The sequence below is a fragment of the Azonexus sp. MM2026_4 genome, assembly GCF_055901855.1.
Window position 1 is genome coordinate 3,240,087 of record NZ_CM148380.1, and the last position, 15,491, is coordinate 3,255,577.

The window sequence follows — 15,491 nt, forward strand, 5'->3', positions numbered from 1 at the left end:
ATGTGGAGCTTCGAGTTGGATCACTCGCCAACCGCTGGATGGCAGCGGCAGGCGCGAATTCCGATCTCCACATAATCAAAGCGTTTTCAGGAAGTCGGTCAACGAGTCAGGTGCACGGTAGCGGCAGATTTTTGCTTTGGGTTCCTGCAGCCGAGCCAGAGCGCGTTCCTTCATCGCCAGATCAGCCTCGACGTATTGGTGGGTTGTTTCCGGGCTTTCATGGCCGAGCCAAAGTGCGATCACACTCATGTCGACGCCGGCCTGCAATAGATGCATGGCCGTCGTGTGGCGAATGGAATGAGGCGAGATGTGCCGCTTTGCCAAGTTGGGGAGAGTTTCAGCGGTGGCTTGTACCGCCAGCGCCAAACGCTTCGCTACGTTGGATCGTGACATCGCTTGGCCATCGCGATTGGGCAGCAGCGCTGACGCTGCATCGAACTGCGGATTCACTTTCAGCCAGGCCCGGATTGATTTGATGGTCGAGCGCCACAGTGGAACGCTGCGCTGCTTGCGGCCCTTGCCATGCAGATGAACGCAAGCCGCGCCCGCCTCGAGCACCACATCGCCGACCTTGACCGCGGTGATTTCCGAAACGCGTGCGCCGACGTTGTAGAGCAGCAGGAACAGCAGCTGATCGCGTTGGCCGGTCCAGGTTCCGTCCGACGTGCCGATCACCGCCAGCATTTCCTCGCGAGACAGGTAGCCGAACATCGGTCGCTCGAAGCGTTTCACGGGAACGCCGAGGGCGCGTTCAATCACTTGCAACGACGACACGTCCCGGTGGGCGGCGAATTTCAGAAACGACCGCAGCGCCGCCAGACGGGCATTGCGGCTACGCACGGAATTGTGTCGTTGGCATTCCAGATGATCGAGGAAGGCCATGATCAGATCCGGCGTGATGTCGGCCAGCGCCATCGTGGTCGGCGTCTTGCCGAGACGGGACTCGGCAAACCCAAGAAACAGCATGAAGGCATCGCGGTAGGCAGCGATCGTTTGCGGGCTCAACGCCCGGTGCTGCGTCAGATGCTCGGTGAAGTAGGTTTGGACGAGCGCGGCAAATGACGGCGGCGATTTTTGGGGCTTGGCCTTACTCATCGCCGTCTCCCGGGAAATCGACGAAGTGCTCGAACTTGCCGCCGGCCAGCGCCATCAATTCGGGAACGGCCGTCAGATACCAGTAGGTGTAGAAGATCTCGGCGTGGCCCAGGTAGGTTGACAGCGCCAGCATCATCTGATCGATATCGGTTCCCTCGGCATGCCAGCGCATCAGGCGCCGGACGGCAAAGGTGTGGCGCAGGTCATGAAGCCGTGGCGCTTCATGCGCCCCGCGATTGACCCAGCCGAGGCTGTCCCGCAAGGCATTGAAGACCCGGTGGGCCTGCCGGTCGCCGAGCGGCTGCCCCAGCCGCCGGCCACGGCTGCTGATCAGGAACGGGGTGTCGCCGGTGCTCGGAACATGCCGGGTGCGTTGCCACCGGTAGTGCGCCAATGCCTCGACCGTGCTCGGGTGCAGCGGCAATTGCCGGGACTTTGCGAACTTGGTTTGCCGGATGGTCAGCATCCCGCGTTTGAGATCGACATCGGCGTCGCGCAGGTGAAGGGCCTCGGAGACCCGCAGTCCGGTCGAAGCCATCAGTCCGAACAACGTCTCGAAGGCCATCGGGCGCAAACTGCCGCGAGGCCCGAGCTGGCGAGCCGCCGCCAGCAATTCGACGATCTCGTCCTCGCGGTAAATGTGGGGCGCAACCCGTCCCGGCTCCGGACCGAAGATCAACTCATCCGGCACCTCGGTATCGGGCTCGAACTGTTTCAGGTAGCGGGCAAAGGGCCGCAGCAACGCCAAGCGATGCGCCCAGGTGCCTGGTGTTCCCCGGTTTCCTTTGTCGCGCCGTGCCCAATCCGCCATGAGATCGACGGTCAGTGGCCCTCGGTGATGTCGACCGGCGACGTAGCGGGCGAAACTTGCCAGGAGCGTGTCCCGCGAGTGCAACTCGAAGCCCAGGCGACGGCGCTCGGCAAGGTAGTCGTTGATTCTCGCCTGCAGGCTGATGCGCCGGCTCATGATCCGCTCCCCGGCCAGGGCAGCGGCACGGCGGACAGCTTCGGCGTGTCGAGCTTGGCGTAGATCAGCGTCGTGCTCAGTGAACGGTGGCGCAGGACATCGGCCACTTCCTTGAGCGAGCTGCCGCTCTCCACCAGGCGACATGCCAGGGTATGGCGCAGGGCATGCGAGCGGGAATGGGTAAGGCCGATGCGGTGGTAGGCACGGCGAATTACGTTCCGAATGGCATTCGGAGTGATGGGTTGATCGTACGGCGCCCCGTGCCGGACGAAGACGGCCGGATTGACTGCGGTGGGTCGCTCGTGTTGCAGGTAGTCGACCAAGGCTTGGCCGGTCTCCATCGGCAAGGGCAGGATGTCCTGCCGCAGCGACTTCGTGCCGCGCAGCGTCACCGTGCCGGCATGCCAGTCAATGTCGGCCAACATGAGATGCGCGATTTCGCAGGAGCGCAGCCCCATGTCCAGGGCGCAACGGACGATGGCATAGCCCCGCTTCGGCCAACGACGATCGGCGGTGAACGAGTTCAGCAGGCGCTCGACTTCGTCCGGCTTGAGGGCGCGTGGCAAGGACGCCAGCTTCCAGTGAACCGGGTTCGTGATGACAGCTGTCAGTCTGCCGACCGGGTCGCCGCAGGTGGTCCGATATCGGAAGTAACTTCGAAGCGCCGCCGCCAACCGCGATGCGTTGGAGGCAGTTCGATGGGCGTCGAGTTGGCTGGCGAGGAATCGGCGAACATCGTCGGGCTGTAGCTTGGCCATATCGACGGCACCTTCCTCGAACTGTTGCCGCAGCAGCCAGCCTGCGACGCGAATCAAATCGACACGCGTTGCCGCCGCCAGCCCTCGTACATTGCGTAGGTGTTCGTCGTAGCGGCGCAACTCCTCGGAAATTTGTTCCGACTGCGCAGCGGATTGGCGGGCGCTTGGCGCCGCTGGTGACAGAGTGACTTGGTTCATAACGGCCTCCTGAAGTGGAATTACCACTTCAGACGACCGCGAAAATTATGTTGACCTCTCAGCGATATCAGTCGCCGCCAAGCCCCAAATGGCGCCGCTTTCGCGGCTTCACTCTCTGGCAAGTCCACATAATCGGGGGCTCTGCATAATCGGCCAATCCTGCCGTTGGAGTGCCGCGCCACGAACGGCTGCAATGGGCAGGTCAACCGTCGTAGGACAGGAAGTCGCCTCGAATGACCGGTTGGCACCTCGGGCTATTACCGGAATCGCCGATAGGCAGACTGTTCGAAAAACGGTGGTGTTCGAGAAACTTCAAACTACCTGTTGGCGTGTATCTTCAAATACTGAAGGCCTGAACTGCCTCGACACCAAACCATGATTGGAGCGTCTGAATTGAGGCCTGCGAAAGTTTCTGTGTGAACAATAGAGCCAAACGCGTCGTCGGCCGCGAGCACGATACGTAGAACAGGTTGCGGTATCGCTCGAATGTGTCCTGTTTGCCGGTGGGCACGTTACCTGAACCAGCCCATTCCAGATACTGATCAAAGTTGTATTTGTTCCAGCCTCGTCCGAGTACTACGACCACATTCTCAAACTCGTCGCCTTTGACGCTGTGCTTAGTGGTGAACGGTGTGTGCCCGTCGATAAACTGATCGAGTGCAATCACCTCGCGGTACGGGATAGCCCGTAGATTTCTTGTAATGACCATACGGTCAGGCAGTTCCTCGCCGGCGGCGACCTCGTAGTGATCCGCGTCATGCTCGCGCCGAACGATTGCCTCCGGGAGACTGATGTAGCCACCTTTGGCGATATGCGCGACCACGTCCGCGATCGTGCCCGTTTGACGTAGGGCCACGAGTTCATTCATTGCACTTGACCAGCGGAGCTTGTCGGCATGGGACGTGAACTTGGGCGCCGTGCTGCCCAGCAGTTCGAACATTTCGCCAAAACGGCGGTGCCCAAAGGCAATACAGGCCGGCTCCAGCTTGTCTGCAAAGAAGGCGATGTAGTCATCCTCCTTCTTGATGAAATGGTCGGTGTAGGGGAACACCTTCGCGAGTGCGGCATAACCTTGTTCTGCAGCGAGCACATTGTGGGTCAGCATCAAGACTTTCGTCTTGTCGGGCGCAAAATCCCAGCCGTCGCCTTTTAGCTTCGCGATGAATGCCTCAAGAAACTGATGTGCGGCATCTGCCGGCAGATCATCTTTCCAGTGCCCGCCGCCCGCTCCCGTCCGCCGGTCCCCAACCCACGCATTGGTGTGGTACGTCGTGGCTGATCCAACAAAGGCTTCATCCTTCACGGACTGCGGCAGCGCCGTCCTCATTTTGTTCAGCACATCGACAATAGAAGTCGCGGAGCGGAAGTTCGCCTTCTTGCCAATCTCGACCAGCGCATCGTGCGTCACATGACCACAGGTGTCGTTGTATATACGTTGCCAGTGATCGCCAAACAGCCCAATCTGTGGCCCGCTTGCCCGTCCCAAAAGGTTGGACTTGATGGCGTCCATGATCTCCGTATTCGTATCCTGATATTCGTCGATAAGGATGAATGGATAACGATCGGTGAGGATGGTCTGAAACTTTTGCAATGGCAATAAGGCTGCTGTTAGCGCGAGGACATCATCGTGATGCAGCGACACAAGCGTGTCCGTGAGTCTGCGATGCCCCAGGTCGTAATCGACGGGCTGATGTATCAGCACGGGGCCGGCGGCGAGACGCTCCTGCCAGGCCGGGAGCGCCATCAATCTTTGCCGGAGTGCCGCCTGAAAACCCTTGATCAGCGACCAGCAAAAGGCGTGGATGGTGTCCGTAAAGACCAGAGGGTTTCCATCGATCCGGCTGCTGATGACGGCCGTGGCCGCGTTTGTGTAGGTAATACACGCGATACGCTGATTGCGCAGACGTAGGCCATCACTTTGCGTGGCAATGAGGTGCCGCAAGGTCTCGACCAGCGAGTACGTCTTCCCTGCCCCAGCGCCCGCTTCAAGCAGGAAGCTTGTGCCGTTCTTCAAGCACTGCGCCACCTGTTCGTCGGCAGTACGCGCTGCCAACAACGCGGGACTTAGTTGCTCAACCACACTCATGCTACGGTTCCCGTTGCTGGAGACGCCATGCCTGCCGACAGGTTGTTCTCTGCCAGCCAGGCAAGCCCTTCGGCGATGTATCGCGGTATCTGCCAAGCATCAGTCGAAAGCGCGTGCCTCAGAGCAAACTCCGACTTCTTTACGCCCTTAGCCTCTTCCCACGCCTGCGTCTCGTGCTCCTCGCCCCCCGGTCCGGCGAAAGGAAAGAGCGCTGGATTGGCCAGCATGAACGCATCTTCAAAGCTACGTCCACAGGGGCCATCCTTCACTTCAGGCTGCTGAAACGCGATGCGTCGCTTCGCAATTGTTTTTGCAACGGCATCCGCCGCAAGCAGTTCGGCCGGGGTGACATCGTTCTTGAACCAGGCCTTTATGCAAGCATTACTGGTGCGCTCCCCGTGGCGTACCTGGCACGACTCGTATTGGCCCTTGCCGTTCGCCTTGACCGTATCAATATCGGTAATCACGAGCGTCCGGAGTTCAAGAAAGACAAGCAGATCAAAGAAGATGTGTGCATAGGCGCCCCCGACCTCAATCACTGAAAGGTACTGGCTGCCGAGCTTTGTTGCCTCCGGCTTACCGTAATCCAGCATCTTGATCACGCGGGGCAGCAGGAGGCGTTCGGTCGTCCCCTCAATCAATACGGCCTTGTCGGCGAAGAACAGGTCGCAGCGCGTCAACGTCATGTACTGGTGCAAAAATGTTCTGTCCGGCTCGCCCTTCCCCGATAGGCCCTTGCGAAGGTCCTTTACCACCGTCTTCATCGTGCCATCGGCCGCGTCAAGTGCCGCGAGAAAATATCGAATGGTCTCGAAATGGGCTTCGTTGGCGACGTGTGAAGAATGCGTCGAGACAACAAACTGCACGGGCCAGTGTGTTCCCAGTTCCTTGCTGAAGACCGTCGCAATCTCACCGAGCTTGCGGATGAATACCTCCTGCATTTGTGGATGCAGGTGAACCTCCGGCTCTTCGATGAAGACGACATGCATTCCCGGTCGCGGCTCCATGGCAGAGTAGAGTTTGAAGAACTCCCGCAGTTGCAGCAGGATCAAGATGATGTTGCGCGTCCCCAAACCGTTGTAGGCCTCGGGCAGGTGGACGCCGTTTGCGCCGGTGTATCGAACCTTGGTGTGATTGGTGAGCAGCCGCGCCACATCAAGGGTGGTCTCGGTACGCAGCTTCTGGTCCGACAGGCTGGGGTAGCCAAACAGCGAAAGTGCCGGTAGCAGCGCGTCAAGCTTCAAGTTGAAATCTGCGCCGATCTTGTCCTGAATGTCTTTCACGGCCTGTTCAAGCTCTTCGGCCGTACCGTGACCCTCAGCGTCGGCCGCGTTCGTCTTGGCAGTGGCGAAGAGGTTTTCAAGCACCTTGCCGATGACAACACGGTCCTTTTGGCTGGCATCATCAAGGCCGCGTTGTGCGCCGATGAAGCCGCTGGCACAAAGCGCCCTTACAGCGGAGGCTTCAACGATCTTCTCGTTGGTCGCGTCATTGGGATCGACTGCTGCGAAGACTATCCCAAACAGTGCCGGGACGCGGTCGCGCAGGGCCTTGAGCAACGCGGCCTTCGCCAGTTCGATCTGATCCGGCGTGGCCTTCTCGTCCGGGGCATTCAGGTCAGCAAACAGCTCACCGACCTTTCCATCGCGGAGCGCATAGCGCGCAACCACGAGCGCCTCGGTGCAGGTGGGGTCGAGATCAATGACGAACTCATTGAGGGTACCAAGCGCCTCTCCGGCTTCGTAGCCGAAGGTCAGTTGGATCTCGATGGTGGGCAAAGCCTTACGCACATCCGGTTCATCGGCGCCCTGCGCCGCTGCCACAAAGGCGTTCCAGAAACTTTGGTGCGTGGCAAATGAGAAATCTTCGAGCCGGAACGACGGGCTGCTATCCCCCAGAAGCCGCTTCATCACTTCGGTCAATGAGGTCTTGCCGCTGTTGTTGCGGCCAACGATCACAGTCGTCTGCTTCTCAAGGATCAGACTTGCGTCATGCAGCAGTCGAAAGTTTTTGACCGCTATGTTCTTCAACTTCATTGCATGCCCCTCCCGGACTGTGCGTTGTCATGTGGCACGCCGCGCCGCGTTATCTCCTCAGCCTGGGACGGGCACGGCGCGGACAATATCCATGTCAGCGGGCGTCAGTCCGAAGAGCTGCGTGATGTGGGCCTCAATTTGCTGACGTAGGTCAGTGGCTTGACGTTCGTACAGCGTCTTGTCGTGTGGCGTACGGGCTGTAGCGATGTCACCATGGGCGGCGATCAAGCGGACGACGAGCGCGTCAATCGTTGCCCTAGCGGCATCACTGGGAATCGGCACCGGCAAATCTTCGATGAACTGCTTGCCGTGCGAGTAGTAACCGCCACGGAACACGCTGGTATTCGTACGCACAAGCGCCTCGCTCACCGGATGATTGAGCACAGCTAGCAGGTAGTGATCAGTCACGCCGCTTCCATCGCGTTGGCGTACCAGGTAATAAGGGCCATTGCCGCCGCCCGTCACCATGACGTTGCTGTCGTCATAGACGTAGCGCGGCTCCAGTGACAGTGCCGGCAGGATAATCTTCGGGCTGTTGAACTTGACGAGGCTTTGCGAACGGCCAAACTGGTAAAACTGCTGCTCGTCAGCCCTTCCGCCAGCGATTGCCCGCGCTTCCAACTGTGCGCGCCGCGCGGTCAGGTAGGCCAGACAGTTCGGATAGCGTGCTGCCATTTCGTCTGGCTGCAACAGTCGGGCCGCAGTGCGGCCCCGAGTCGTGACGAATTCATAGGGAAAGATCAGCCAGGTATTCGCGGCGGGACGGCTGAAGGCGGTGAGCTGAACGTCAAGCAGGAATGGCCGAAGCACGCCCTTCTCGATCGGCCAGTCGCGCCCATCCCACTGCAATACATGGTGGTCTGCCGTCTCTGCGGCACTGTGAAAGATGTAGATGGCGTCCGCACTGGTCTGCACGCCAACGAAAATTTCGGCGACGGTACCAAGTCGAGTTGAACAGGCCGCCCGCAGGCGGTTAAACACGGCACGCGTTCCGGTGTCAGCGAATTGCCAGGCGTCCTCGCCCAGCGTTGCTGCCGCCAGTGTAGTTACGGCGCCCGCTTCACCGTACCGCCAGGCTTCCAGACTGCCCACCTGTTCGACCTGAACGTCGGGTCTGCCGCTGCGATCGAGGAGGATGATGCAGGTGTAGTTGCTGGCGGCGCGACCGAAGATCTGTTTTACGCCGAAATGCACAACGGCTTCCAGCGGATTGCCCGCTGTGAGCAGGCGACGCAAAGCGCGTCCGGCCTGAATCGTCATGAACTTGTGCGGCGTGATAAAGCCGAGCCGGCCGGTCGGGCGCAACAGTGCCAGTGCGCGCTCGAAGAACAGCGCGTATTTGTCGAAATTGTCTTGCCTTGCTGTCGTATAGGGTGACGTCGGACGCTGATAGAAACCCGCTTCTTCCGGCGAGTAGCCCATCATATTCTGGATACGGATGTATGGCGGATTGCCGACGATCACGTCGAAGCCGCCATGCCCCATCTCGACGGGGAACTCGGCCTGCCAATCGAAGGGATTGACCTTACGGATGAGCGCCTCGGGCATCGGCGTCCCGACGGCTGCCAACCACTCGGCACGGCTGACCAGGCTATTGCCTGCGCGTACGATTCCGCCCAAGTCCGGCAACGCGCGTTCACGGCGCCGCGTCACGTAGTCCGTGAGCCCATCCCGCGTTTCGTTCTCGATCAACTTCAGCAACAGGCTGAACTGTGCGACCTCGACTGCGTTGGCGTCGATATCCACGCCGCGGATGTGGCTCTGAAGAATGCGGCGCTTTTCATCGAAGGTCAGGCGCCAGTTGCCGGCGCCAGCCTCATAGATCATGGTGCCGATATGGTCGGCCGGGCGATTGGCCAGGTACCAGCTCAGGCAATGGTCGAGAATAAATTCATAGATGGCCAGCAGGAAGATACCGGAACCACAGCAAATGTCGGCTGCTGTGAAACCGGCAAGGTCTGCCGGACTATTCCCGGCCAGCGCCGGCGTGAGTGTGCGGGCAACGATGGCGTCCACGATGTAGCGAGGTGTCGGGACGACGCCGCCACTTTCACGGACTTCCGGTTTGCGGACGATCGCGACCGTCCCGCCGGTGATGGTGATTTCTTCACCTAGGAACTGCTCGTAGATTTCGCCGAGGACTTCGGTCTCGACCACCGCGAAGGTGTAGGGGCTTTGCGGGTAGTACAGCTCGCCGATGACGCTCTGAAGCACGGCATCGCTGATGCGAATACCGAGGCGGGCATCGTCAAGCAAGCGAAAGAGGCCGGAGTTGTAGAACGCATCGGCGCGGCGCAACTCGGCCAACAATGCGTCGAACGTATGGGCTGCCGGCAGGTTTCTCAGGTTCTCGTAGCGTTCAATGTCGCGGTCTTCGCAGATGCGTAGAAAGACGATGCGGGACAGGAACAGCTGGACCGCGTAGGTCAGCTCGCCTGGACTCAGCCCCGGCGTGTTGGCATGAATGTCAGTGGCGAGGCGTTCGCGCCATGAGCGCACTTGGCGCAGGAAGAAGTCATCGAACTGCTCGGCACCGTGACGCGTGCCGCCGACCGCGAAGCGCCGATCAAAGTCGCCGGAATAGACGGCATGGCGTGAAAGCAGCAGCCACAGCTCGTCGAAACGCGCCTCGAACTCATCGAAGCGGACGAGCAAGAGACGCGCGACGTTCGCCGCGTCAGTCTGCGCCGGAACCGGAACGCAGTCATAGACCGCGATCTGGTGGAAATTGGTTAGAACGGCGATCGGCAGGCTGGCGGAGTAGCCATACCGACGAGTCTGAAACGCCGCGTCACGGCTGTGATCAATGGCGACGCTAGGCTTCTTGGCTTCGACAAACAGTTTGCGCTGCCGTGCCAGACGCAATTCATAGTCCGGTCGCTTTGAAAGCCCCTCGCCGACATCGACCGTGGCTTCTTCAATGACCTCACGCAGCCCCGACGGATGCCCGGCACGGTTATGCACATCCCAGCCAAAAGCAGCAAGCAGCGGCGTAATGAAGTCCGTGCGCGCCTGAGTCTCGTTGTAGGTGGGGCGTAGGTAATCGGCCTCGTTGCGTTGGAAGCCTAAAATCAGTTCGGCGATGCGGACACGCGCCGCGGCCTTGGCTGTGGCCTCGTCCGTCACGCGCTTACACCATCGGCTGGTTTGCTCACGCGACCGCGCTTCCGAGCGTTGCGTCGATTGCGCATCTTGACCCAGATGTCGCGCAGGATAAGACAGTCCTGCTCGGATAGGCCCATGTGGCCCCGCAGAACGATCCGCGCGTTCTCTTCCAACACTTCGTCAAGGCGACCAGCTCGCATGAGCTTGTCGCACTCCGTCAACGGTATGGCGCCGTTGAGTGTTGCCGGCATAAGTAGGCGTTCAGCTTCGGTTGGCTCCAGCTCCAGTACGCCCCCACCGTAGCTGCGTCCTTCGATCTCTGCCGACGCGGCAGTGAGCCAGGTGTAGGTGTTGGCAATGACGCGCTCTGGCGTCTCACTCTTGCAGGACAAGCGATGAATCGTGTCGGTCGAGGTTGCCCCGGCTTGGTTCAATACGACCCGTGGGAAGTCATAAATTTGCCGGAACAGAAATCCATCCGGAGTCCACACAGACGGTACCGCATACCAAGGCTCACGAATCGAGCACTTGTAGCCTTTGTGGACCTCATTGCCTTCGCCGAAGCGAATGTAGTTTGCGAGCGCAGCCGTAGGCTTAGCATCGCTCCTCTTTAGGTGCAGCAGATGGACGCGGTCGCCTGCGTCCGACATGGCGTTCCAATCGGCCTTGCCGACCTTGGCGCCCTTGAGGTGGGCTGATCGCGAAACCAGGGGCGACGTAAAGCCTTCAAGGCCCAATTCCATGACCTGCGCGCTTGTTAGAACGAAAAATTCATTCTTGCCGGTCACCACACCAACGTCAACGCTGGCATGAGATGAAAGATTGGCGGTCATGCCGGAGTCTCGGAGCGCGCGCATGAATGTGATTTCACGCTCCGACAAAAAGTATTTCAGCCACTTCTCGTTGTCATGGCGAATGGTCTTCGGCTGGGCATCAGCCAGCACGATGGCGGGCGCACGATTCGTGATTTCACCAACGGTGCATGTCTCAGTCATCGTCACCCGACAAAGATTGTCGTCCGAACCCGCTGCCAGTACGCCATCGGCCAACAAGAGAACAACTTCCTGTTGAGCTTTCTCGAAGAACAGCTCGTTGCACGCCACGATGTCTATGCGCTCGAATCGATCCGTGAGGAATGAACGCAGCTGAGACGCATACGTAACTTGAAGTAGCTCTGCCGGCAATACCAACGCCAGTCGGCCACCAGGACGCAGGCTGGCTACCGCCGCGACTACAAATGGCACCCAGATATTGGTCAGGCGGTTGGGTTTCAGGCCTTGTTCGACCATCAGAGCCATCGCCAGGCTGCGGTGTGGCTCTGGAAATGTCTGATAGCGAATAAAGGGCGGATTTCCGATCACTGCGTCAAACACCGGCTGTTCCGTTGCTTGCCACCAACTGAAAAAGTCACTGTTGTTGACGACACCTGATGCACGCTGAGCCAACGCGTCCAGCAGCCGAGCACTTGCCTTCTCGGCTTCGGCTGTGACGATTTCAACGCCTGTCAGTTGTCGTGCGATTGCGGGGCCACGGGTGCCTAGTTCGGAAAAACGCTTGGCGGCGGCTTCTAGGAATGCGCCATCACCGCAACTGGGCTCTAGCACCCGGTCTTTAGGGGAACGAATCGCCCAAGCGCACAACCAATCAGCGATGGCTGAAGAGGTGTAGTAGCCGCCGCGCAGCTTGTTTTCGTCGAGGCTGGTGAAACGCCCACTGTGGGTCTGTGTCTTCTCGGCCGTCTTTTTCTTGGTTGCCATTGGATTATTGCTCACTGTGATTTTGCGAACAGCGGCCACTGTTCTTCGATGTACTTCTCAGCTGCATCCCGGATGACCCAAGCGACGGAAACCTTCTTTTGCTTTGCGATGTCTTGCAGTGTCGCGTACAACTCCGGGGGCAAGCTCGCCGAGGCGCGTGTTGCACGCGGTTTGCCAGTCGGCTTGCGCCCTCGTTTGACAGTCATGACCAGCCCATCGAATTAGATGCAGCATTTTACATCATGACGCAGCACGTGGACAGAGCTTTGAGTCTCAAATGGTTGACGATGGCATTTTTCAGAGTGCCGAGGGGTCGGCAATGGGAAGGTCAAACGCCGGTCACGCGCTAGAACCTCAACGGCCGCGATGGAGACCTGTTGCCCCTGCGAAATGACTTTGGGCCACAGCTTCACTCTTATTTTGTTGAAAAACTCGCTTGCGGCAGTTTGATTCGCGGCTCTGAAAAAACCGACCCACAATTGCCCCCTTTGAGGCGATCAGGGTGTCCGGAAGGATAAAATGACCCCAAAAAAGTGGTGACAATTTCGCTCGGGGACTTTTTCAACACAATAGGCCGAATGCTGCCGGCTGCCGCTCCTGGTCATGATCGCCGGTCAGAGTAGCCACGTCGCTGGACTGCCTGATCAACACCATCAGAATCCGGCGCACCTCCGTAAAGCCAATTTTTTTCAATCACATATCACCACCGGAGCAGTACAGAGCGGCTCCATCAGCGCAATCTCGCCCTGATTGATAATTGATTCTTGCTTTAGGAGGCTCCCGTGACCCCCACTTCTTCTCCATTCGAATACCTCGCCGTTTGCACTCGCCCCTGCGTGCTACACACCTTGCTTCTATCGAGACGTTCCGGCACTTTTTGAAAAGGAGGAATTGTCGATGTCGCTCAATCGTTCCCAGTCCTTTAATGACGAAGAGGACTACATCCCTCCCCATGACGCTCAGTCATTCCATGGCCAAGCGCCAATTCCGGTTTGCCCCAAGTGCCATTCGTTGCGAATTGAAACCCGCAACAGCGCGCGCAGGCTCGGTGGCGCAATTGGTGCCTTGTCGGGCGCAGCCAGCGCAATGCTCGCAGCAAGCGCCAAAGCCAGAGCGGTTGCTGGTCTAGCTGGCGGCCCTGGTGCGGCCTTCAGCATCATCACCAGCTCGGTTCTCGCTGCGCTAATTAGCGGTGCCGCAAGCAGCGCGACCGGAGTGAAGCTTGGCGAAGTTATTGACGACAAAATCCTCAACAACTACCTCTGCCACAGCTGTGGCCACACCTTCAGCCTGAAGCATTCCTAGCCCTTCTCGTCGGGCTGCACTTCTCCACTTCCCTTTTCCCATGATTTCTCGCTTGCTCGGCTTCGGCCGGGCTTTATGCGCTCATCTTTCAGGAGTTCCTCATGGCACACCTCGTCCAACAAATGGCCTACGTCGGGGCCGAACCGTGGCACGGCCTTGGCAACCGGCTTCCCTCTCAACAACCTATCGATGTTTGGCAGAAGTCTGCCGGCATGGATTGGACCATTCAGGAAACACCGGTCCGCTTTCTGGCCGACAGCATCGGCAGTCTCGGCAGCATCCATTCCTTCGACGAACAGAAAGTCCTCTACCGTTCCGATACCAAGCAAGCCCTGTCGGTCGTCTCACAGCGCTATCAGGTCGTCCAACCGCGTGAAGTCCTGGAGTTCTACCGCGACCTCACCGAGGTCTCCGGCTATGAGCTGGAAACGGCTGGGGTGTTGAAAGGCGGCAAGAAGTTCTGGGCCTTGGCCAAGACCGGTCAGTCGTTGTCGCTCAAGGGCAACGATCTGGTCAATGGCTACCTGCTGCTGGCCACCTCATGCGATGGAACGCTGGCCACCACGGCAACGCCCACCACCGTTCGCGTCGTCTGTAATAACACCCTCGCCATCGCAGTAAATGGGGCTCCGCAGGCGATCAAGGTCGGTCACCGCACGAAGTTCGATGCCCAAGCCGTCAAGCACCAGTTGGGGATTGCCGTGTCGCAATGGGACCACTTCATGTATCGCATGCGCATCCTCTCCGAGCGGAAGGTCAAAACGCATGAGGCAATGGCCTACTTCCTCAACGTGCTTTGCGAGCAAGGTTCTCCGAACGAATCGCTGACCAACGAACGGGCCTTGAAGAAAGTGCAGGGCCTGTACGACGGTCAAGGCAAAGGTGCCGAACTCGAATCCGCCAAGCAAACCGCGTGGGGCTTGCTCAACGCGGTGACTGAATTCGTCGATCACGAACGCCGGGCACGTAGTACCGAGAACCGCCTGGACTCCGCTTGGTTCGGTCAAGGAGCGATGCTCAAGCAACGTGCTCTGGATGCCGCGCTGTTACTGGCGGCCTAAATCCTCGTAATCCTTACCCCGCTTCATTTTTCAACCTATTGAGACCCCCAGCGGCTTTTGCCGGCTGGGGGTTTCGTCTTTTCTGGAGGTGTTATGAAAGCTCAACAATTGATGACGCAGCCGACCGGGAAACCTCGTCCGGCACTTCGTCTGGTCAAGACCAAGGAACTGCCGCGTGAAGACTGGCTGGCGATCCGTAAGCAAGGCATTGGCAGTTCCGATGCCGCTACCGCCGTCGGTCTCAATCCGTACAAGTCGCAGTTGGAACTCTGGATGGAGAAGACGGGTCGCGATGGCAATTTGCCCAAGGCCGATCCGCATGACGAAGCGTCGCCCCTTTATTGGGGCAACATCCTCGAACCCATCGTGGCGGCGCACTACACCAAGCGCACTGGCCACCGGGTGCGGCGGATCAATGCCGTTCTCCAGCATCCTGACCCCAGCCTGCCTTGGATGCTGGCCAATATCGACCGGGAAGTCACCGGGTCCAATGAAGTCCAGATTCTGGAATGCAAGACGGCCGGGATTAACGGTGCGCGCCTTTGGAAGGAAGGCGTTCCAGAATACGTGCAGCTCCAAGTGATGCACCAGCTCGCGGTTACAGGTAAGCAGGCAGCCGATGTGGCCGTTCTGCTCGGCGGCCAGCATCTGGAACTGCACCGCATCAACCGGGACGAGCAACTGATTACCCGACTGATCGAACTGGAACGGCATTTCTGGCACTACGTCGAAACGGATTCGCCACCACCGGCCGACGGGTCGGCCTCAGCCGATCTGGCTTTGCGTTGTCTGTATCCAGAGGACGAAGGGCAGAGTGTTGATTTCTCGTCCGAGCGCAACTTGTCCGCAACCTTCGCTGATTGGCTCTCGGTTCGGCAAACTATCGCTGAGCAGGAGAAGCTGGAAGCCCAGTTAAAGCAGACGCTCCAGCAGGCCATGGGCAGCGCCACACGGGCGACTTTCGAAACCGGGACAGTCAGCTGGAAGAAGGCCAAGGACAGTGTGGCTCTCGATATCACCCAACTGCTCAAGGACCACCCCGAGTATCAGCAACGCTACAGCCAGACCAAACCGGGCAGCCGGCGCTTTCTCATCGCCTGATAACCCCAACCCATAAACGCCT

At 59.1% G+C, this 15,491-nt stretch carries 11 protein-coding genes; 3 read left to right on the forward strand and 8 right to left on the reverse strand.

The window, feature by feature from the left end:
* Positions 1–75: 75 nt before the first annotated feature.
* The 8 genes from AC0KWY_RS15230 to AC0KWY_RS15265 all read right to left on the reverse strand — a co-directional run bounded on the left by AC0KWY_RS15230 (position 76) and on the right by AC0KWY_RS15265 (position 12,208).
* The gene (locus AC0KWY_RS15230) at positions 76–1,095 is read right to left on the reverse strand and encodes a tyrosine-type recombinase/integrase (RefSeq protein ID WP_474026340.1); all 1,020 of its coding nucleotides are present in this window, start codon (positions 1,093–1,095) and stop codon (positions 76–78) included.
* Entirely contained in the window at positions 1,088–2,062 is a 975-nt protein-coding gene (locus AC0KWY_RS15235; protein ID WP_474026341.1) for a tyrosine-type recombinase/integrase, read from the reverse strand. The genes AC0KWY_RS15230 and AC0KWY_RS15235 overlap by 8 nt, the downstream gene beginning before the upstream one ends.
* The gene (locus AC0KWY_RS15240; protein WP_474026342.1) at positions 2,059–3,018 is read right to left on the reverse strand and encodes a site-specific integrase; all 960 of its coding nucleotides are present in this window, start codon (positions 3,016–3,018) and stop codon (positions 2,059–2,061) included. Before AC0KWY_RS15240 ends, AC0KWY_RS15235 begins: the two co-directional genes overlap by 4 nt.
* A gap of 337 nt (positions 3,019–3,355) precedes the next feature.
* Positions 3,356–5,104, reverse strand: coding sequence for a UvrD-helicase domain-containing protein (locus AC0KWY_RS15245; protein ID WP_474026343.1), 1,749 nt, complete (start codon positions 5,102–5,104; stop codon positions 3,356–3,358).
* Positions 5,101–7,140, reverse strand: coding sequence for an ATP-dependent nuclease (locus tag AC0KWY_RS15250; RefSeq protein WP_474026344.1), 2,040 nt, complete (start codon positions 7,138–7,140; stop codon positions 5,101–5,103). The genes AC0KWY_RS15245 and AC0KWY_RS15250 overlap by 4 nt, the downstream gene beginning before the upstream one ends.
* Positions 7,141–7,197: 57 nt before the next feature.
* On the reverse strand, positions 7,198–10,266 hold the full coding sequence (locus tag AC0KWY_RS15255; RefSeq protein ID WP_474026345.1) for an Eco57I restriction-modification methylase domain-containing protein: 3,069 nt from the start codon (positions 10,264–10,266) through the stop codon (positions 7,198–7,200).
* Complete coding sequence (locus AC0KWY_RS15260) at positions 10,263–12,002, reverse strand: Eco57I restriction-modification methylase domain-containing protein (RefSeq protein WP_474026346.1); 1,740 nt, start codon at positions 12,000–12,002, stop codon at positions 10,263–10,265. Before AC0KWY_RS15260 ends, AC0KWY_RS15255 begins: the two co-directional genes overlap by 4 nt.
* 11 nt (positions 12,003–12,013) lie before the next feature.
* On the reverse strand, positions 12,014–12,208 hold the full coding sequence (locus tag AC0KWY_RS15265; protein ID WP_474026347.1) for a ribbon-helix-helix domain-containing protein: 195 nt from the start codon (positions 12,206–12,208) through the stop codon (positions 12,014–12,016).
* A gap of 691 nt (positions 12,209–12,899) precedes the next feature.
* Between AC0KWY_RS15265 and AC0KWY_RS15270 the strand changes: the two genes are divergently transcribed.
* The 3 genes from AC0KWY_RS15270 (at position 12,900) to AC0KWY_RS15280 (ending at position 15,469) form a co-directional block, all read left to right on the forward strand.
* Complete coding sequence (locus tag AC0KWY_RS15270; RefSeq protein WP_474026348.1) at positions 12,900–13,307, forward strand: hypothetical protein; 408 nt, start codon at positions 12,900–12,902, stop codon at positions 13,305–13,307.
* A gap of 101 nt (positions 13,308–13,408) precedes the next feature.
* Positions 13,409–14,368, forward strand: coding sequence for a DUF932 domain-containing protein (locus AC0KWY_RS15275; protein ID WP_474026349.1), 960 nt, complete (start codon positions 13,409–13,411; stop codon positions 14,366–14,368).
* Between the two features lie 93 nt (positions 14,369–14,461).
* Entirely contained in the window at positions 14,462–15,469 is a 1,008-nt protein-coding gene (locus AC0KWY_RS15280; protein ID WP_474026350.1) for a YqaJ viral recombinase family nuclease, read from the forward strand.
* The last annotated feature ends 22 nt before the right edge of the window (positions 15,470–15,491 follow it).

Bases quoted from the DNA above. Each gene is read 5' to 3' on its own strand.
- AC0KWY_RS15250 (WP_474026344.1), bottom strand. From the start codon at position 7,140: ATGAAGTTGAAGAACATAGCGGTCAAAAACTTTCGACTGCTGCATGAC.
- AC0KWY_RS15260 (WP_474026346.1), bottom strand. From the start codon at position 12,002: ATGGCAACCAAGAAAAAGACGGCCGAGAAGACACAGACCCACAGTGGG.
- AC0KWY_RS15270 (WP_474026348.1), top strand. From the start codon at position 12,900: ATGTCGCTCAATCGTTCCCAGTCCTTTAATGACGAAGAGGACTACATC.
- AC0KWY_RS15280 (WP_474026350.1), top strand. From the start codon at position 14,462: ATGAAAGCTCAACAATTGATGACGCAGCCGACCGGGAAACCTCGTCCG.
- AC0KWY_RS15240 (WP_474026342.1), bottom strand. From the start codon at position 3,018: ATGAACCAAGTCACTCTGTCACCAGCGGCGCCAAGCGCCCGCCAATCC.
- AC0KWY_RS15235 (WP_474026341.1), bottom strand. From the start codon at position 2,062: ATGAGCCGGCGCATCAGCCTGCAGGCGAGAATCAACGACTACCTTGCC.
- AC0KWY_RS15265 (WP_474026347.1), bottom strand. From the start codon at position 12,208: ATGACTGTCAAACGAGGGCGCAAGCCGACTGGCAAACCGCGTGCAACA.
- AC0KWY_RS15275 (WP_474026349.1), top strand. From the start codon at position 13,409: ATGGCACACCTCGTCCAACAAATGGCCTACGTCGGGGCCGAACCGTGG.
- AC0KWY_RS15245 (WP_474026343.1), bottom strand. From the start codon at position 5,104: ATGAGTGTGGTTGAGCAACTAAGTCCCGCGTTGTTGGCAGCGCGTACT.
- AC0KWY_RS15230 (WP_474026340.1), bottom strand. From the start codon at position 1,095: ATGAGTAAGGCCAAGCCCCAAAAATCGCCGCCGTCATTTGCCGCGCTC.